Raw genomic sequence first — 17813 nt, forward strand, 5'->3', positions numbered from 1 at the left:
CATAGGCCGACCCGAGGCGCAGATTTATGAAGTGCGCGCCGCGATGTCTTGACATTTTAGGACAAAATCTTGTCATTTGCGGACATGACCCACCTGATCCGGGCCGCCGCCCTCAAAGGCTATTGCGAGGTGATGCAGGAGCTTGGCGTTTCGCCTGCCGGATTGCTGGCCAAATACGGCATCAACCGCCAGCAGATGGCCGACGATGACGCGCTTTTGCCGATGAATGCGGTCTGTGGCCTGCTTGACGCCAGCAGCCAAGCGGCGCGCTGCCCCGACCTTGGGCTGCGCATCGCCCAGCGTCAGGACGCCGCCGTTCTGGGCATGCTTGGCATCGCAATCCAGAACGCGGGCACCCCTGCCGAGGCCTCGCAAATCGTCAGCCGGTTCATCTTTTTGCAAGGCACCGCGTTGCGGGTGCGGGTGGATTTGCAGGGGTCGGTGGTGCCGGGCACGGTGGCCATGGCGCTTGAGATTGCCGACGTGCCGCGCGCGGTGCAACGCCAGCCCATCGAGCTTTTGGTCGGCATGAGCTTTCAGATCGGCAGAATGCGCGACCCTTTGGGCGGCTTGGTCAAGGCGGTGTCGCTGCCGCACGCGATTGGCGCAGCCCCCCGCCGACATCGGCAATTCTTCGGCGTGCCGATCCACGAAAACCAGCCAACGGCGGCACTGCATATCGATGCGCGCGGCTGGAACACGCCGGTGCCCAACAGCAATCCGCAAATCCACCGGTTGATCGAAACCCATCTGACGCAGAACTTTCCGGTGCCTGCCCGCAGCGCCTCAGACCGGGTGCGCGCCGCGCTGCGCCCGCTGATCGGCACGCCGCAGGCCAACCGCGAAGACATCGCGCGTATCCTTGCGATGCAGCCGCGCACGCTGCACCGGCATCTGAGCGCCGAGAACACCAGCTTTCAAGACATCAAGGACTCGATCCGCCGCGACCTCGCGCTCAAACATCTGACAGAGACCGATGTGTCGCTTGACCAGCTCGCGGCCCTTCTTGGCTTTCCCGAGCAGTCCGCCCTGTCGCGCGCCTGTCGCAAATGGTTTGGCATGCCGCCCGGCGCGCTGCGCAAATCGGCGCAGCAGGCCGCGGCGGGGTAGCTGGTTATCGCGCCAAAGCGGCGGCGAGCGCGTGATACGAGGCTTTGGGCGTGCGCAACTGGCTATCGTAATCGACATGCACCAGACCAAAGCGTTTGTCATAGCCAAAGGCCCATTCGAAATTGTCGAGCAGCGACCAATAGAAGTAACCGCGCAGATCAACGCCGTCCTCAATCGCCCGCAGCGCCGCCTTGTAATGCCCGTCGATATAGCCGATGCGCACCGGGTCCTGCACCGCGCCGCCCTGCACCGTATCCGCCCCCGCCATGCCGTTTTCGGTGACATAAATCGGCAGGCCCTTGGCAGGCCCCTGCGCCAGCCGCAGCAGGAATTCATGCAGGCCCTCGGGGCGGATTTCCCAGCCCATATCGGTCTTGGGCAGCGGGCCTTCGACAGTGCGATACGCCGGCCAGGCCGCGCCCGGATCGGCGGCATAGGTCGCGCGGGTATAATAGTTCACCCCCAGCCAATCGAGCGGCGCGGCGATGGTGGCCATGTCGTTCTCCCACCCGGCGGGCATATGCGGGGCCAGCCCCTCCAGCGCCTCGGCGGGATAGCCCTGCCCGGCCAGCGCCTCGATGAACCAGCGGTTATAGATCGCATCGCCACGGGCGGCGGCGGCGGTGTCTGCGGCGCTGTCACTCGCCGGTGTCGCGGTTTCAAAATTCAACACGATGCCCAGGTCGCTGGCCCCACCGGCGCGCAACGCCTCGACCGCCGTGCCATGGGCGCGCAGGACGTTGTGCATCGCATGGGCGGCGGCGCGAATGTCGCGCAGGCCGGGGGCATGGGCGCCGATGAAATGCGACAGCCAGGCCACGCACCACGGCTCGTTTATCGTGGCAATCGAGGCGACCCGATCGCCGATCCGGCTCTGCACCACCTCGGCATAATCGGTGAACCAGCCCGCCACATCACGGTTTGCCCAGCCGCCCTGCAAGGCCAGCGGCGATGGCATATCCCAGTGATACAGCGTGAGGTAGGGCTGCATTCCGCGCGCCAACACGCCGTCCACCAGCCGGTCGTAAAAGTCGAGCCCCTCGGCATTCACCGCCCCCCGCCCCTCAGGCAAGATGCGCGGCCATGAGGTGGAAAACCGGTAAGCGTCAAAGCCCGCGGCCTGCATCAGATCGAGGTCCGTCTCCCAACGATTGTAGTGATCGCAAGCGGTTGCGCCGTCCTCGGCCCCGACCACATTGCCCGGCGTGGCGGCAAAGGTATCCCAGTGGCACGACCCGGCCCCGCCAAAACGAGAGCCTTCAATCTGATAGGCGGCGGTGGCGGCGCCAAAGACGAAATCAGCCGGAAAGTCGCTGCGCGAGAATGTGAGGGTGTCGGTCATAGGGTCCTGTCCTGCTGCCATAGGGTCGCCCCCGCGATCAGCTTTCCTTGCGCGCCATCATGACGCTGTGACTGTTGCACTCTGGATCTTCGGCCAGAAAACCGGTCAGCCGCAACCCGCGTTTTTCGCACACCCTAGCATGGCCCGCCGACGGCAGGCTGGCATGATACACCGGATGGCCCATGCCTCAACGCCCGACACAAGCCCCCCGCATCAAAGCTTATAACGGCGGATCAAAGTAGTCCGGATAGCGCCTGCGGATCTCGGGAAGGACGGTGCGGATGCCATTGAGATGGCTGCGCAAACGCGCCTCTGCCAGTGCCCCGTCGCCCGCGTCAATCGCCGCGACCAAACCCTCATGCTCGCTTAGAACATGGCTGCGCCGCTCTTCGGACAGGGTGAGAAATCGGATGCGATCCATATGCGCCTTATGCTCGCGGATCAGCCCCCAGACGTGTGCATGCCCGGCGATCTGGCACAGACTCTCGTGAAACACCTCGTCAAGCGCGTGAAATTCGCTGCGGTCGCCCTTGTCCAAGGCGGCGCGCTGGGCGGCAAGGTTATCGTGCAGGGCGCGCCGGTTCGCCGCCTCGGCCTGCACCACCCGCCGCAGACACTCGACCTCAAGCGCGGTGCGGGTGAACACCGCCTCAAGCACTGCCTGCTCGGAAATCCGCGAAATCAGCGTGGCGCGCTGCGGGCGGATCGACAGGAATCCCAGCTTGGACAGCCGAAAAAACGCATCGCGCACCGGCTGGCGCGAGACGTCCAATTGCTTGGCCACCTCACTCTCCGAGACCTTGACCCCCGGCGCAAGCTTCAGCGACACCACCCCGTCATACAGCGCCTGAAACACCTGATCCGTCGCTGAAACGCTGGGCAATTCAATTCTGGCGATGGTATTCTCGTTCATCTGGCGTCCCGCGTTATGGCCCCCGGTCGCCGCACGCCCAAGGATGCCCGCCACGCTACTTCACTCTCTGAATTGACTCAACTGACAATCTAGCATATTAGCGTATCAGTTCGAATGCCTGCGCCTGCACCCCCGGCGCATGACCCCAGCAACAGCCCGCAAGGACAGCCGATGACCACACATGCCCAGACCCGTTATGCGATTGATCCCGCCACGGCCAAAACGCTCGACACCGCAGGATTGCGCGCGCATTTCCATGTCGGCGACCTGTTCCAAGCCGGTGAAATCCAGCTGGTCTATTCGCATTACGACCGTCTGCTGATCGGCTCTGCCGTGGTGGATGGCGCGCCGCTGACGCTGGACCATGTGCCCGAAACCGGCACCGCCACCGTGCTGGAACGGCGCGAAATGGGGCTGCTGAGCCTGGCCGAGGATTGCGTGGTCGAGGTGGGCGGCGACAGCTATAAAATGGGCCACGGCGAGGTGCTGTATATCGGCATGGGGGCCGGTCCGGTGACCTTCACCTCCGGGCGGTTCTATATCCTGTCGGCCCCGGCGCACCGCGCCTGCCCGACCAAACACATCCGCAAGGAAGATGCCCGCCGGGTGGAAATGGGCGCGCGCGAAACCGCCAATGAACGGGTGATCATCCAGTTCATCCACCCCGAGGTTTGCGAAAGCAATCAATTGGTTATGGGCTACACCCAGTTCGCCGAAGGCTCGGTCTGGAACACCATGCCCGCCCACCTGCATGATCGCCGGATGGAGGCCTATCTTTACTTCGACATCCCCGCCGATCAGCGTGTGTTCCACTTTATGGGCGCCCCCGACGAAACCCGCCACCTTGTGATGGCCAACGAAGAGGTGGTGATTTCGCCGCCCTGGTCGATCCACTGCGGCGCGGGCACCTCGTCTTATACCTTCTGCTGGGCGATGGCGGGCGACAACATCGATTTCACCGATATGGACATGGTTGCGATGGAGACTTTGCGATGAGCGGCACATTCCGGCTTGAGGGCCAACGCGCGCTGGTGACGGGCGCAAACACCGGCATCGGTCAGGCGATTGCCGTCGGGCTGGCCGAGGCGGGCGCGCATGTGCTGGCGGCGGGCCGTCGTAGCTGTTCCGAAACGGTTGAAAAGATCACCGCAGCGGGCGGCACAGGCGAGGCGTTCACGATCGATCTGGCTGACCCGGTTGCCGGTGCGGCGCGGCTGGCAGAGGCCGGAGATCTCGACATCCTTGTCAACAACGCGGGCATCATTCGCCGGGCGGATTCGGTCGAGTATTCCGAGGCCGATTGGGACGATGTGATGGATGTGAACCTCAAGGCGGTGTTCCTGATGTGTCAGGCTTTTGCCAAGGCCGCCATCGCGCGCGGTGCGCCGGGGCGGATCGTCAACATCGCCTCGCTGCTGAGCTTTCAGGGCGGCATTCGCGTGCCCGCCTATACCGCGTCGAAACACGGCGTGGCCGGGCTGACCAAGCTGTTCGCGAATGAGTGGTCGGCCAAGAACATCAACGTCAACGCCATCGCGCCCGGCTATATCGCCACCAACAACACCGCCGCCCTGCGCGAAGATCCGGCGCGCTCGGCCGAGATCCTCGGCCGCATCCCCGCAGGCCGCTGGGGCGACCCCGAAGACATCGCCGGTGCGGTGACGTTCCTGTGCACCCCGGCGTCGAAATACGTCACTGGCGCGGTGCTCAACGTCGATGGCGGCTGGCTCGCGCGCTAAGGCTTTCACCGCTCAAAACCCGCCGCAGCATTCGAGTGTTGCGGCGGGGTGTGCCCCTCCTCCTCAGGCGGCTTCGGTCAGCCGGGCCTTGCGCGTCTTGCTGGCTTTGCCTGCCACATAAACCTCGGCAATTGCGCGATCGTCGCCCATCATTTGCAGGATGAACAGCTCCTCCGACAGGCTCTGCGCCGCTTCGGCCCGCAGCGCCATCGCCTCGGTCGCGGCGGGGTTCAGCACCACCACATCCGCCTCTGTGCCCGGCTCAAGCGTGCCGATCTTGTCGGCCAATCCCAGCGCCTCGGCATTGCCGCGGGTGATCCAGTGGAACGCCGCCAGCGGGTGCAATTTCTGCCCCTGCAATTGCAGGATCTTGTAGCCCTCGTTCAGGGTTTGCAGCATCGAATAGCTGGTGCCCGCGCCAACATCGGTGGCAATCGCCCCAGAAATCCCGCGCGCCCGCAGCCCGGCATCATCATACAGCCCCGACCCCAGAAACAGATTCGACGTCGGGCAGAACACCGGCTTGGCCCCGGTGGCCGCCAGCACGTCAATCTCGCGCGGTTCAAGGTGGATCGAATGGCCAAGCAGCGCCTTGTCATGCAGCAGCCCGTAGTGTTCGTAAACGCCAAGGTAATCGGGCGCATCGGGGTAAAGCGACCGGGTATAGGCGATCTCGTCGCGGTTTTCGCTCAGGTGGGTCTGGACATAACACTCGGGGTGTTCGGCCACCAAAGCCCCCGCCATTTCAAGCTGTTGCGGCGTCGAGGTGATCGCGAAACGCGGCGTGATTGCATAAAGCCCCCGGCCCTTGCCGTGCCAGCGCTCAATCAGCACGCGGCTCTCGTCATAGCCCTGCTGCGGCGTGTCGGTCAGCCCCTCGGGCGCGTTGCGGTCCATCATCACCTTGCCGCCAATCATCCGCATATCGCGGCGCTGGGCCTCGGCAAAAAACGCCTCAGCCGAGGTGGGATGCACCGAGCAAAACGCCACCGCGCTGGTGGTGCCGTGGCCGATCAGCTGGTCGTAAAACGCGGCTGCCATGCGGCTGGCATGGGTGGCGTCGGCAAAGGCCAGTTCGGCGGGAAAGGTGTAATCGTTGAGCCAATCGAGCAGCTGCGCGCCCCAGGAAGCAATCACCTGCACCTGCGGGAAATGTAGGTGGGTGTCGATGAAACCGGGGAGCAAAAGATTGGGGCGATGGTCTGTCACCGGCACGCCAGCGGCCTGCGCGGCGATGTCGGCATAGGCGCCCATCGCGGTGATTTTGCCATCCGCCATCAGGATCGCGCCATCCTCGATATAGCGATAGGCGGCGGTGTCGGTCTCGTCGTTTGGCGCGGCGAGAAAGGTCAGAACCCTGCCGCGCAGGAGCGTTGTGTCATGTGTCATTGGCATCGTCTGTGTCCGGTCAAATCTCGTGGATGCGCGGGCCTTGCTGAGAGAGGTGCAAGGCCCGCACCTTGGCGGCGTGGGAGCGCGCCGCTTATTCGGCAGGCGTGCCCTGCCCGGTGTCAAAGGGCATGTCGTCTTCGGCCCTATGCTCTTGCTTGTGGAACTGCGGATAGATGAACAGGAAGGCGGCAGAGAGCAGGTAGCCCATTGAAACCGCATTGAAATCCGGCCAGTGCAGCGATGCGCCGTGGATCACCCCAAACAGCGACATAACCGCCGCCGCCAGCGCAAAGCCACCGGCATTCTTGAACCGCCCGTCAATCACGCTGGCCACAATCGCGCCCCAGATCAACCCGGTCAAGATCGCGCCTTGGCTCAGCGCGAGATGGCCCTCAAAATGCGCGCCCTGCTGGAGCAATGCCGCGGTCAGCGCCTCGTCGCCCAGTCGTGGCAGGCCCTCGACCCCGGTTGCGCCAAGCGCGCCCATCAGCGAATTCCATTTCACCACCAGAAAGGCCGAAACGTGGGGCATCATCGCAATCGTCACAGCCGCCATATGCGCCGGTTTGACCGACATCGCGGTGTTGGTGATCAGCGACAGCGCCACAAACACCAGCACCGGCGCAGCCGCCGCCACCGGGATCAGATTGTTGAGGAACGCCAGCAGTCCAAAGATCGCAGCCACCGGAATAACCACTGCAACCCCAATGATATAGCCCGCATGTGCGCCCATGCGTTTATACGCCGGGTGGCCGATATAGGCGGTGGTCGGGAACGGCGAGCCAAAGACCGCGCCGATCATCGTGCCAACGCCATCGGTGATCTGACAGGTGGCCACGGGGTAATGGTCGCCCGCCGCCTCGGCGCTTTCGACGTTGTTCATGGTTTCGATGAAGTTATAAATCTGCACCGGCACCAGCACGAGGAACAGTTCGGGGTTGGCAAACAGGTGCTGAATGCCTGCAATCAGATCACCGATATAGGGCAGCGGCGGATAGAACCCGACACCCTCAAAGCTGATCCGGGCTTCGCCAATCGCCAGCGCGACCACGGTGCCAACGATCAGCGCCAAAAGCCCGGCGGGGATGTTGTACGGCAGACGAAAGCGGCCCACGAGGCCCCAAAGGATGATGATCATCGAGGCAAAACCAATGAACGGATCCTCGAACACAGTCGCCAAAGGCACGGCGCCAATGAACACCAGCGCGATACCGCAGAGCGTGCCCAACATGCCCGCGCGCGGTGTCACCCGCTTGAGCCACGGCCCGACGATAGCGCCCAAACCGGCGACGATACCGCCCATAAAGCCCGCGCCGATGCCGACCTGCCAGGCCAGAACCGGATCATTGGTGGCCCAGTAAATCGGGCCGATCACACCGAACAGATAGACAAACATCACCGGGGTCGAAATGCCATACGGCAGCGCCGTCACGTCGCGCCCGGTCTTTTCCGCCGCGCGTTTCGCCAGCCAGACATAGACGGCGATCCCGGCGACAATGGCCACCGATGCGCCGGGCAAAATGCGCCCATAAACGATCTCGGCTGGCATTTGAAAGACAAACTGGCAGATCCCCGCCAGCACCATCAGATTGATAAGATTATCCGTGAACAGCGCCCAGAACGCACTGAAATCACTGCGTGAAATCAATTTATATGTGTAACTCCCATCCCGCATGGGGACCTCCTCCTTTTTAAGCGTTCCCCGGGCCGCTCCTCATCGGCGTCGGGGGCGCGTGCTATTGCGCCGCGATCAGCGGTGCATTGCCCCAATGCGGGGCCTCTGCGGCAGTTTCAGAGGTCAGTGCCGCGATCACGTCTGCCACCACATAGGCGGCGATCACGGCGGGCCGCTTGTCACGGCTGCCGCCTGCCCCAATGGGACAGATCAGTTGGTCGATGGTCAGCCCATCGCAATGTTTCAGGCACCAGTTGCGAAATTTCGCCCGCTTGGTGGCGCTGCCGATCAGCCCGACATAGGCCGCATCGCCGCGCTCCAGCGCCTCGGAGGCCAGCAGGAAATCCAGCCCGTGGTCATGGGTCAGCACGATGAAGGCACTGCCGGGCGCGGCTGTCATGATCTCGAATTCCGGGATCGCGCTCAGGCGTTTGTCGACTTGTGCGTGGCACTGCGCCAGTTCCGTTTCGCGCTGGTCGACCAGCACGCAATTCACCGGCATATGCTGCAACAGGTTGGCCAGCTCCCGGCCCACATGCCCCGCGCCCATGATGTAAACCGCAGGCTCTGCGGCGTCGTCTTGGCGCGCTTTGTCGAGGGCGCTGTCGCGGTCGTGGGCGCTCATCCGTTGCAGGCTGACCTCGACCCGCCCGCCACAGCATTGGCCAATCTCCGGCCCCAGCGGCACATCCAGCGTTTGCGCCAGATCGCCCGCTGCCAGCATCGCGCGGGCTTGGTTGATGGCGATATGCTCCAATTGTCCGCCGCCAATGGTGCCAAACAGCGCCTCGGCAGTGGCATACATCTCGGTCCCACTCTCACGCGGCGAGGACCCCAGCACCCGCGTCAGGCGGATACGTGCCACCGGATCGGCGCTTAGAAAATCACGCAGTTTGTCTGTAATCGGCATCACGCACCCCCCCGCAACCGCTCCACCGCCATCAAAACGCGCTCGGGCGTGGCGGGGGTGTCAAGGCGCGGGCATTCGCGGTACTCGGCGACCGAGGCCACCGCCATCGACAGCGCCTCAAGCACCGAAATCCCGAGCATAAACGGCGGCTCGCCCACGGCTTTTGACCGTTTGATCGTGCGTTCGCGGTTCACCGACCATTCCGCCAGATCGACGTTGAAAATGCGCGGCCGGTCGCTCGCCAGCGGGATTTTATAGGTCGAAGGCGCGTGGGTGCGCAGGCGGCCCGCATCGTCCCACCACAGCTCTTCGGTGGTGAGCCAGCCCATGCCTTGGATGAACGCGCCCTCCACCTGGCCTTTGTCGAGCACCGGGTTCAGCGAGCGGCCCACGTCATGCAGAATGTCTGTGCGCTCGATGCGGTATTCGCCGGTCAAGGTGTCGACCGAGACCTCGGAACAGGAGGCGCCATAAGCGTAGTAAAAGAACGGGCGGCCCTGCCCTTTGGCGCGGTCCCAATGGATGTCGGGCGTTTTGTAGAACCCCGCCGCCGAGAGGTGGACCCGCGCCATATAGGCGGATTTTATGAAGTCGTTGAAGGGGATAAGCTCCGCGCCCACCTTCACCTGACCGGGCAGGAACACCACCTCGGCCTCTGCCACGCCCCATTTTTCTGCCGCGAAAGTCACCAGCCGCGCCTTGATCTGGTCGGCAGCGTCCAGCGCCGCCATCCCGTTAAGGTCCGACCCAGACGAGGCCGCAGTGGCCGAGGTGTTGGGCACCTTTTCCGTGGTGGTCTTGGTGATCTTGATCCGGTCGAAATCGACTTGGAACGCATCCGCCACCACCTGTGCGACCTTGGTATTCAGCCCCTGCCCCATCTCGGTGCCGCCGTGGTTCAGATGGATCGACCCGTCGGAATAGACGTGGATCAGCGACCCGGCCTGATTGTAATGCGTGGCGGTGAACGAGATGCCAAACTTCACCGGCGTCAGCGCGATGCCGCGCTTGATAAACCGGCTGTTTGCGTTGGCTTCGATGATCTCCGCGCGACGGGCTTGGTAGTCGGCGCTCTCCTCCAACTCACCAATCAGCCGGTCGAGGATATTGTCGGTCACCTCCTGATGATAGGGCGTCAGATTACGGCCCTCACCACCGTAAAAGTTGGCCTTGCGCACCTCCAGCGGGTCTTTGCCGAGCGCGAAGGCAATCTCTTCGATCATCCGTTCGGCGGCGACCACCCCCTGCGGCCCGCCAAAGCCGCGAAAGGCGGTGTTGGAGACGGTGTTGGTCTTCATCGGGCGGGAGGTGAGCTTCACATGCGGATAGAAATAGGCGTTGTCGGCGTGAAACAGCGCGCGGTCGGTGACAGGACCAGAGAGGTCAGACGTCCAGCCGCAGCGGGCGGCAAATTCGCTGTTCACCGCCTGAATACGACCGAGATCATCAAACGCCACGTCGTAATCAATGACGAAATCATGCCGCTTGCCGGTGGCGGTCATGTCCTGATCACGATCAGGGCGGATTTTGACGGCGCGGTTCCATTTCTTTGCCGCCAGCGCCGCGACGCAGGCAAACAGGTTCATCTGGCTTTCCTTGCCGCCAAACCCGCCGCCCATGCGCCGCACATTCACCGTGACCGCATTCGACGGCACGCCCAAAACATGCGCCACCATATGCTGTGCCTCGCTCGGGTGCTGGGTCGAGCAATGCACCGTCACATCGTCATCCTCGCCCGGAATGGCGAAGGAAATATGCCCCTCAAGGTACATGTGATCCTGCCCGCCCACGTTGAGGCGGCCTTTGATGCGGTTGGGTGCTTTGGCAAAGCCTGCGTCCACATCGCCCCGTTCCAGCTTTAGTGGATCGGTGACATGGGGATAGTCGGCCGCCTGCGCCTGAAGTGGGTCGAGTGCATGGGGGAGAACCTCGCACTCGACCCGAGCCAGCGCCGCCGCACGGCGTGCAGCGTCGCGGGTTTCGGCCACCACGGCAAACAGGGGCTGGCCGTGGAATTCGATCTTGTCGGTGGGAAACAGCGGCTCGTCGTGTTTGCCGGTCGGGCTAACATCGTTGACGCCGGGAATGTCGGCGGCGGTGAGCACGCCAATCACACCGGGGGCGGACTTCACCGCGCTGAAATCGATGGATTTCAGCACCGCATGGGCGACATCCGACACCCCGAGATAGGCGTGAAGCGTGCCCACCGGCTCGGCAATGTCATCGCAATATTCGGCGCGGCCCGTGACGTGTTTGATGGCGCTGTCGTGGCGCAGGTCTTGGTGAACGGCACCCTGAATGGTGATCTGGTCTTTCATGGTCTTGCCTCCCTTATGCCACGGCCAACCGGACCGATGCGGCCCCGTTTTTGTTTTGCCCGTCATGCTCATGCCCGAACCGGCGCAACAGATTGGCGGCGGCCAAGGCGCGGTACTCTGCGCTGGCGCGCCAATCGGTGAGCGGGGTGAAATCCTGCGCCAGCACGCGGGCGGCAGCATCAAAGGTGGCTTCGTGCCAGGGCCGGCCGAGGAGCGCCGCTTCAGTCCTTGCGGCCCTCTTCGGCGTTGCTGCCATGCCTCCGAAGGCCAGCCTGGCATCGGTGATAATGCCATCGGCCACCGTCACGCAAAAGCCCGCCGCAACCGAGGAGATATCCTCATCGCGCCGTTTGGAGATTTTATAGGCGGCGTGAACCTGATTTGCCTGCGAAAGCGGCACGCGGATGTCTTCGACGAATTCGCCGGGGGTGCGGTCTTGTTTGCCGTAGTCGATAAAGAAGTCTTCAAGCGGCAGCACCCGCCGGGTTGCCCCGTGACGCAGCACCACCTCGGCCCCCATCGAAATCAGCACCGGAGGCGTGTCTCCGATGGGCGACCCATTGGCGATATTGCCGCCGATGGTGCCCGCATTGCGCACCTGCCAGCCGGCGATGCGGTTCCAGTATTCAGCAAGATGCGGGAAGTGTTCGGCCACCACCGGGCCAAAGTCGGAATAGCTCACACCAGCCCCGAGGCGGATGTGGTCTGTTTCTACGGTGATTTGGCGCATCTCATCGAGGTGGCCGATAAAGATGGCCGGGCCAATGGGGCGCAGGAATTTCGTCACCCACAGCCCGACATCGGTGGCCCCGGCGACAATCGTTGCCTTGGGCTGCGCGGCATAGACTTCGGCGAAATCATCGACAGTGGCGGGCAGAATGGCACGGTCGTCTTCGGGGCCGGTCTCGACCCGTTGGCCATCGCGCAGGGCCTGCAACTGCGCGGTCACCCGGTCACGCTCGGCTGTCAGAAAGTCGGCGCTGGGCGTGCCATAGCGGCTGACGGCCACGGCGGCGCGGATGATCGGCTCGTAACCAGTGCAGCGGCAGAGATTGCCTTGGATCGCGGTTTCCACTTCGGTGGGCGTCGGCTCTGGCACCGCCATCCACAGCGCATAAAGCGACATGATGAAACCGGGGGTGCAGAAGCCGCATTGCGAACCGTGGAAGTCCACCATCGCCTGTTGCACCGGGTGCAGCCCGCCCTCGGGGCCGCGCAGATGTTCGACGGTGACAACATGACAGCCGTCGAGCGAGGCCAGAAAGCGGATGCAGGCGTTGACCGCCTCATAGCGCAACCCGCCCTCGGCCAGACGCCCGACAAGCACGGTGCAAGCGCCGCAATCGCCCTCGGCGCAGCCTTCCTTGGTGCCGGTCAGGCGACGGTTGAGGCGCAGATAGTCGAGAACGGTCTGCGTGGCGCCGACATCGGCCAAGGCCACCGGCGCGCCATTCAACAGGAAGCGGATTTCGTTGCGTGCGCTCATTGGGGAAACTCCTGCGGGTTTGGGCATTGTCACAAGGAGAATTGCAGAAAAGTCGATCAACGAATACGGCTGGTTTCGGCACATACTTTCAACGGATCGTTGAATATAGCGCGTGGCTGCGGCTATGCTGTTTGCGGGCGATTGCGAAAGCTGGGGGGATAGAATGCCTTACGTCGAAAGCCTTCGGGTGTTTGTGCGGGTGGTGGAGCTGGGGTCGATCACCTCGGGCGGGCGCGATCTTCGCCTGACGCCGGCGGTGGCGAGCAAGCGGATCAAAGAGCTGGAGAAACGGCTGGGCGTGCGGCTGTTCAACCGCACCACACGGTCACTGACGCCGACCGAAGTAGGGCGGGTGTTTTATGACCGTGCCAAAAAGGTGATCGGCTCGCTTGATGAAGCCGAGGCGGTGGTGGCCAACTTTTCCGACACGCCGCGCGGGGTGATCCGGGTGACCGCGCCCTTGGGCATCGGGCGCAGCATCGTCGCGCCTTTGGTGCCGGAATTCACCGAGCTTTACCCGGAAACCAGCGTGCAGATGCGGCTGTCAGATCGCAATGTCGACATGCTGGCCGAGCGGCTGGATGTGGCGTTTTTCCTTGGCCGACCGAAGGATTCCGACCTCACCCTGCGCAAGATTGCCGAATGTGACCGGGTGCTTTGTGCGGCGCCGGGGTATCTTGAGCGCTGTGGTGTGCCGCGTGAGCCGGATGATCTTTTGGCCGGGCGGCACAATTGTTTGCTGCTGCGCTATCCCCGCTCACCCGAATATTTCTGGCTGCTCGAGGGGCCGGACGGGCCGCGCAAGATGGAGGTTTCGGGCAAGTATGATGCCGACAACGCCGATGTGTTGATCGATTGGGCGCTGGCGGGGCGTGGCATCGTCAATGTGCCGCGCTTTGTGGTGGCGCCGCATTTGGCATCGGGGGATTTGGTCGCGGTGCTGACCGAGACGCCGCCACAGGCGTCGGTGTTTGGCTGTTTGTATCCGCATCGGCGGTTGCAGGATCCGAAGATCCGGCGGTTTGTGGAGTTTATGACGGAGCGGTGTCGGCTTGGGGTTGGGGTTGCGGTTGGGCGGTAGGGTTTTCGCCACGCCTGCGCGTGTCGACAGGCTGGGGGCGCTGCCCCGCCGTCCATTGGGCTTGAACCAATGGCGCCACAATGAACGGCCCCGCGATATTTCTAAACAGAAGAAGTTTAAGAAGATTAGCCTGGGATGATTTCGAATTTTGTGACGTCGACCATGCCGCGATCGGTGATTTTGAGGGCGGGGATTACCGGGAGGGCAAGGAAGGCCAGTTGCAGGAAGGGTTCTTCGAGGACGACGCCGAGCGTGCGGGCGGCGTCGCGCAGGTGAATGAGATCTTGGTGCACCGCCTCAAATGGCTCGAGGCTCATTAGTCCCGCGACCGGGAGGGCGAGTTCGGCGAGGATTGCGCCGTTGCGGACGACGACGAAGCCGCCTTCGATCTCGGACAGGCGGTTGGCGGCGACGGCCATGTCGGTGTAATCCATACCGACGCAGGCGATGTTGTGATGGTCGTGGCAGACGGTGGAGGCGATTGCGCCTGAGGTCATGCCAAAGCCGCGCACAAAACCGGTGGCGATGTTGCCGTTTTTGCCGTGACGTTCGACCACGGCGATACGGGCGAGGTCTCGGGTCGCATCGGGGCGTTTGTCGCCGTCTTCGATGGCAATGTCTTCGCTGAGGTGCGCGGTGATGATCTTGCCTTCGATGATGCCGATCACATCCGTTGTGGTCCGGTTGCCGCTGCTGCGGAAGTCGCTGGCGGCGACCTTGGGGGCCTTGACCGAGTTGCGGCCCACCACATCGACATGGCCACGGGCGGCAAAGGCGGCGTCGGTCACCTGCTGTCCGGCGCAGAACACCAGTTGCGCGTTGCAGCCCGCGAGGCTGTCGAGCGCCACGATATCGGCGCGTTGGCCCGGCGCGATCATGCCGCGATCTTTGAGGCCAAAGGCTTCGGCAGCCGAGAGCGAGGCGGCGCGATAGGCGGCCAGCGGCGGCACGCCCTTTTCGATCAGGCGACGGATCATGTAATCAAGGTGGCCGTGTTCGGCGATATCAAGCGGATTGCGGTCGTCGGTGCACAGGCACATGTAGGCGCTGGTGCGTTCGGTCAGCAGTTCGGCCAGCGCTTCGAGATCTTTTGAGACCGAGCCTTCGCGGATCAGCACCCGCATGCCCTTTTGCAGCTTTTCGCGCGCCTCTTGCACCGTGGTTGCCTCATGCTCGGTCCGGATGCCGGCCGAAACATAGGCGTTAAGGTCTTTGCCGCCGAGCATCGGGCAGTGGCCGTCGATATGGCGGCCTGCGAACAGCTCAAGCTTGGCCATGGCGCGGGGGTCGCGGAAGATCACGCCGGGGTAGTTCATGAATTCGGCGAGGCCGATGCCCGAGGGGTGGCCCATGACCTGCGCCAGATCCTCGGCTTCAATCTCGGCCCCGGCGGTCTCCATATCGGTGGAGGGCACGCAGGAGGAAAGCTGCACCCGAATGTCCATCAGCGTGTGCTCGCTGGCGGCCTGAAAATAGCGGATGCCGGCGAGGCCCACGACATTGGCGATCTCATGCGGATCGCAAATTGCGGTGGTCACGCCGCGCGGGGCAACGCAGCGGTCAAACTCAAACGGGGTGATCAGCGAGCTTTCGATATGCAGATGCGTGTCGATGAAACCGGGCACCAGCGTCAAGCCGGTGACATCCACCACCTCGCGGCCCTCATACTCCGCCCCGATGCCAACAATCCTGTCGCCGCAGATCGCCACATCGCCAGAGATCATCTCGCCGGTGACAAGGCAAAACACCTGCCCGCCGCGCAGCACTTTGTCTGCCGGTTCATCGCCGCGCCCCTGCGCAATGCGTTGTTCGAGATCGCTCATTCCTGCCCTCATGCGTTGGATTGCCGAGGGCAGGATATCATGGGGCGCGGCGGTGTCACCCGTGATCCGGGGTCATTTGCCTTCGCGTTTGCATTCGCGGATCAGCATGCCCTCAAGCGTGCCGGCAAACTTGATCTCGAGCCAGCTGGAGGTGAGGTTATAGTGCACATCAAACGCCAGCGAGCCGATCAACAGCGCCTTTTCGCCCTGCTCGGGCAGCGACACCATGCCCATCACGCGGCCATACCAGCGCCCGACACGGTGACATTTCTCCACATCGTCGAGCGGTTTGTGCAGCAGTCCGATGTTGACCATGCCATCAATGCCGCCATCCATGATCCGCCCGTGTTTGTTGTGGATTATGTCGAAATTGCCGAAGAAAAAGCCGCGGGATTCGGTGAATTCGCGGATGCCGTCAGCGAAATCGGTATCTCCGGCATGGCCAAAGGTGGCCTCGAACCCGGCTTTCAATCCGCCGGTGAGGAACTTTTGGCTGAACTCGCTGTCGCATTTGTAAGGCTGCAAACTGGGGCAGGCAAAATCGCCGGGAAAATGGGTGACGCCGCATTTTTCCGGCGACTCGCAGACCTTGTGAATAAGGTCGTTGCGGTGCCCGCCCTCGAATGTTTTCGACACCGTATGCGTGACCAAAGGCGCGCCGGAAAAGCGGTTTTTGCGGTAAAAATCGTCCTGACGGCTTGCGAAATCAAGCCAGTTATCAAAAGCCATGACACCTACTCCTAATTGAAATTGTTAAACAACACTCCCGTTTTGGCACATCCGCTGCCCTTGGGGAAAGACGGGAATACCGCACCTTGCCAAGCCCACAAACGCCAAAGGCCGGAGCAGTGCCCCGGCCTTTTATCTTATGCAGTCAGTCAGTTATCAGACGGCGTTCAGCTCTCCATTGTCGATCTGCTCTTGTTCGATCGACTCGAACAGCGCCTTGAAGTTGCCCTCGCCAAAGCCATCGTCGCCCTTGCGCTGGATAAACTCGAAAAAGATCGGGCCGATCACGGTTTTCGAGAAGATCTGCAACAGGATCTTGGTCTCGCCGCCGTCGACCACGCCTTCGCCATCAATCAGGATGCCGTGCTTTTTCATCCGGTCGAGCGGCTCATCATGGCCCTGCACCCGGTCATACGACAGGGTGTAATAGGTCTCGGGCGGGCCGGGCATGAACTTGACGCCCTTCTCGGCAATCTGGTCGGTCGCCTCATAGATATCATGCGAGCCGACGGCGATGTGCTGGATGCCCTCGCCCTTGTATTTCTTGAGGTAGGCAACGATCTGGCCGGTCTCGCCCCGGTCTTCGTTGATCGGGATGCGGATGCGGCCACAGGGCGAGGTCAGCGCGCGGCTGAGCAGCCCGGTGAACTTGCCTTCAATGTCGAAAAACCGAATTTCGCGGAAGTTGAACAGGTTGCCGTAGAAGTGGAACCACTTGTCCATATTGCCCTTGAACACGTTGTGGGTCAGGTGATCGAGGTAATAAAACCCAACGCCGCGCGGCTTGGATTGGGCAGTCCAGTTGAACTCCTCGTTGTAAGGCGAGGTCTCGTAATACTGGTCGATGAAATAGATCAGGCTGCCGCCGATGCCTTTGATCGCGGGCACATCCATCGTTTTGTCATCGCCGTTATAGGGCTCAGCCCCTTTCGCCACTGCATGGTCAAACGCGTGCTGCGCATCGACCACGCGCCAGCCCATCGAGGGCGCGCAGGGGCCGTGTTCTTCGACGAACTTCGCGGCAAAGCTGTTCGGTTCGGCGTTCAGCACATAGGTGATGTCGCCCTGCTGCCAAAGCTCGATCTGCTTGGCTTTGTGGGTGGCGACATGCGCATAGCCCATGCGGGCGAACAGATCGCGCAATTCCTGCGGCTCGGGGTGGGCGAATTCGACGAACTCAAAGCCATCGGTGCCGGCGGGGTTTTCGGGGGTGATGGTCGATTTCGGGGCTTCGTGCGGGAATGGACCCATGGCGCGTCTCCTCGGATGCTGTGTCTGTTGCGCTCAGAATAGGC

15 protein-coding genes are annotated in these 17813 nt (G+C 62.7%); 4 read left to right on the top strand and 11 right to left on the bottom strand.

What is annotated here, in order from left to right; translation table 11 throughout:
• The first annotated feature begins 84 nt into the window (after positions 1-84).
• Complete coding sequence (locus tag ACW9UO_RS05130; protein WP_457087908.1) at positions 85-1110, top strand: AraC family transcriptional regulator; 1026 nt, start codon at positions 85-87, stop codon at positions 1108-1110.
• A 4-nt stretch (positions 1111-1114) separates the two neighbouring features.
• On the opposite strand, the gene ACW9UO_RS05135 is transcribed toward ACW9UO_RS05130, so the two are convergent.
• The 3 genes from ACW9UO_RS05135 to ACW9UO_RS05145 are packed head-to-tail and all read right to left on the bottom strand — an operon-like array spanning position 1115 to position 3365.
• Positions 1115-2452, bottom strand: a complete 1338-nt coding sequence (locus ACW9UO_RS05135) for a GH1 family beta-glucosidase (RefSeq protein ID WP_457087909.1) — start codon at positions 2450-2452, stop codon at positions 1115-1117.
• Positions 2453-2489: 37 nt separating this feature from the next.
• A complete protein-coding gene (locus ACW9UO_RS05140; RefSeq protein ID WP_457087910.1) occupies positions 2490-2636 on the bottom strand; it encodes a hypothetical protein in 147 nt (48 codons plus the stop codon).
• Positions 2637-2672: 36 nt separating this feature from the next.
• Positions 2673-3365 (bottom strand): GntR family transcriptional regulator, encoded by a 693-nt coding sequence (locus tag ACW9UO_RS05145; protein ID WP_457087911.1) that lies wholly within the window; start codon positions 3363-3365, stop codon positions 2673-2675.
• Between the two features lie 171 nt (positions 3366-3536).
• Here ACW9UO_RS05145 and kduI point away from each other — a divergent pair, with 171 nt between their 5' ends.
• On the top strand, positions 3537-4361 hold the full coding sequence (gene kduI / locus ACW9UO_RS05150; RefSeq protein WP_457087912.1) for a 5-dehydro-4-deoxy-D-glucuronate isomerase: 825 nt from the start codon (positions 3537-3539) through the stop codon (positions 4359-4361).
• Positions 4358-5104 (top strand): 2-dehydro-3-deoxy-D-gluconate 5-dehydrogenase KduD, encoded by a 747-nt coding sequence (gene kduD, locus ACW9UO_RS05155; RefSeq protein ID WP_457087913.1) that lies wholly within the window; start codon positions 4358-4360, stop codon positions 5102-5104. The genes kduI and kduD overlap by 4 nt, the downstream gene beginning before the upstream one ends.
• Positions 5105-5167: 63 nt before the next feature.
• Here the strand turns inward: kduD and guaD are convergent, their stop codons facing one another.
• From guaD to xdhA, 5 genes are all read right to left on the bottom strand, one after another.
• Positions 5168-6493, bottom strand: coding sequence for a guanine deaminase (gene guaD / locus ACW9UO_RS05160; RefSeq protein ID WP_457087914.1), 1326 nt, complete (start codon positions 6491-6493; stop codon positions 5168-5170).
• A gap of 94 nt (positions 6494-6587) precedes the next feature.
• Positions 6588-8171, bottom strand: a complete 1584-nt coding sequence (locus ACW9UO_RS05165; RefSeq protein ID WP_457087915.1) for a permease family protein — start codon at positions 8169-8171, stop codon at positions 6588-6590.
• A 61-nt stretch (positions 8172-8232) separates the two neighbouring features.
• Positions 8233-9081 (bottom strand): xanthine dehydrogenase accessory protein XdhC, encoded by an 849-nt coding sequence (gene xdhC / locus ACW9UO_RS05170; protein ID WP_457087916.1) that lies wholly within the window; start codon positions 9079-9081, stop codon positions 8233-8235.
• Positions 9081-11399 carry a xanthine dehydrogenase molybdopterin binding subunit gene (xdhB, locus tag ACW9UO_RS05175; RefSeq protein WP_457087917.1) on the bottom strand — a complete coding sequence of 773 codons (2319 nt, stop codon included), beginning with the start codon at positions 11397-11399 and terminating at the stop codon, positions 9081-9083. The genes xdhC and xdhB overlap by 1 nt, the downstream gene beginning before the upstream one ends.
• A 13-nt stretch (positions 11400-11412) precedes the next feature.
• On the bottom strand, positions 11413-12885 hold the full coding sequence (xdhA, locus tag ACW9UO_RS05180; protein ID WP_457087918.1) for a xanthine dehydrogenase small subunit: 1473 nt from the start codon (positions 12883-12885) through the stop codon (positions 11413-11415).
• Between the two features lie 163 nt (positions 12886-13048).
• On the opposite strand from xdhA, the gene ACW9UO_RS05185 reads away from it, so the two are divergent.
• Positions 13049-13966, top strand: a complete 918-nt coding sequence (locus ACW9UO_RS05185; RefSeq protein ID WP_457087919.1) for a LysR family transcriptional regulator — start codon at positions 13049-13051, stop codon at positions 13964-13966.
• 125 nt (positions 13967-14091) lie between these two features.
• Here ACW9UO_RS05185 and ade read toward each other — a convergent pair whose 3' ends face one another.
• The 3 genes from ade to hppD form a co-directional block, all read right to left on the bottom strand.
• Entirely contained in the window at positions 14092-15789 is a 1698-nt protein-coding gene (gene ade / locus ACW9UO_RS05190) for an adenine deaminase (protein WP_457087920.1), read from the bottom strand.
• Between the two features lie 72 nt (positions 15790-15861).
• Positions 15862-16518, bottom strand: a complete 657-nt coding sequence (locus tag ACW9UO_RS05195) for a hypothetical protein (protein WP_457087921.1) — start codon at positions 16516-16518, stop codon at positions 15862-15864.
• Between the two features lie 156 nt (positions 16519-16674).
• Entirely contained in the window at positions 16675-17769 is a 1095-nt protein-coding gene (gene hppD, locus ACW9UO_RS05200; protein ID WP_457087922.1) for a 4-hydroxyphenylpyruvate dioxygenase, read from the bottom strand.
• Positions 17770-17813 lie beyond the last annotated feature (44 nt).

Source organism: Marinovum sedimenti, from assembly GCF_054052205.1.

What these genes read in the sequence shown, in the direction of transcription:
- ACW9UO_RS05130 (WP_457087908.1), top strand. Translation starts at nt 85, where the DNA reads ATGACCCACCTGATCCGGGCCGCCGCCCTCAAAGGCTATTGCGAGGTG.
- ACW9UO_RS05135 (WP_457087909.1), bottom strand. Translation starts at nt 2,452, where the DNA reads ATGACCGACACCCTCACATTCTCGCGCAGCGACTTTCCGGCTGATTTC.
- ACW9UO_RS05140 (WP_457087910.1), bottom strand. Translation starts at nt 2,636, where the DNA reads ATGGGCCATCCGGTGTATCATGCCAGCCTGCCGTCGGCGGGCCATGCT.
- ACW9UO_RS05145 (WP_457087911.1), bottom strand. Translation starts at nt 3,365, where the DNA reads ATGAACGAGAATACCATCGCCAGAATTGAATTGCCCAGCGTTTCAGCG.
- kduI (WP_457087912.1), top strand. Translation starts at nt 3,537, where the DNA reads ATGACCACACATGCCCAGACCCGTTATGCGATTGATCCCGCCACGGCC.
- kduD (WP_457087913.1), top strand. Translation starts at nt 4,358, where the DNA reads ATGAGCGGCACATTCCGGCTTGAGGGCCAACGCGCGCTGGTGACGGGC.
- guaD (WP_457087914.1), bottom strand. Translation starts at nt 6,493, where the DNA reads ATGACACATGACACAACGCTCCTGCGCGGCAGGGTTCTGACCTTTCTC.
- ACW9UO_RS05165 (WP_457087915.1), bottom strand. Translation starts at nt 8,171, where the DNA reads ATGCGGGATGGGAGTTACACATATAAATTGATTTCACGCAGTGATTTC.
- xdhC (WP_457087916.1), bottom strand. Translation starts at nt 9,081, where the DNA reads ATGCCGATTACAGACAAACTGCGTGATTTTCTAAGCGCCGATCCGGTG.
- xdhB (WP_457087917.1), bottom strand. Translation starts at nt 11,399, where the DNA reads ATGAAAGACCAGATCACCATTCAGGGTGCCGTTCACCAAGACCTGCGC.
- xdhA (WP_457087918.1), bottom strand. Translation starts at nt 12,885, where the DNA reads ATGAGCGCACGCAACGAAATCCGCTTCCTGTTGAATGGCGCGCCGGTG.
- ACW9UO_RS05185 (WP_457087919.1), top strand. Translation starts at nt 13,049, where the DNA reads ATGCCTTACGTCGAAAGCCTTCGGGTGTTTGTGCGGGTGGTGGAGCTG.
- ade (WP_457087920.1), bottom strand. Translation starts at nt 15,789, where the DNA reads ATGAGCGATCTCGAACAACGCATTGCGCAGGGGCGCGGCGATGAACCG.
- ACW9UO_RS05195 (WP_457087921.1), bottom strand. Translation starts at nt 16,518, where the DNA reads ATGGCTTTTGATAACTGGCTTGATTTCGCAAGCCGTCAGGACGATTTT.
- hppD (WP_457087922.1), bottom strand. Translation starts at nt 17,769, where the DNA reads ATGGGTCCATTCCCGCACGAAGCCCCGAAATCGACCATCACCCCCGAA.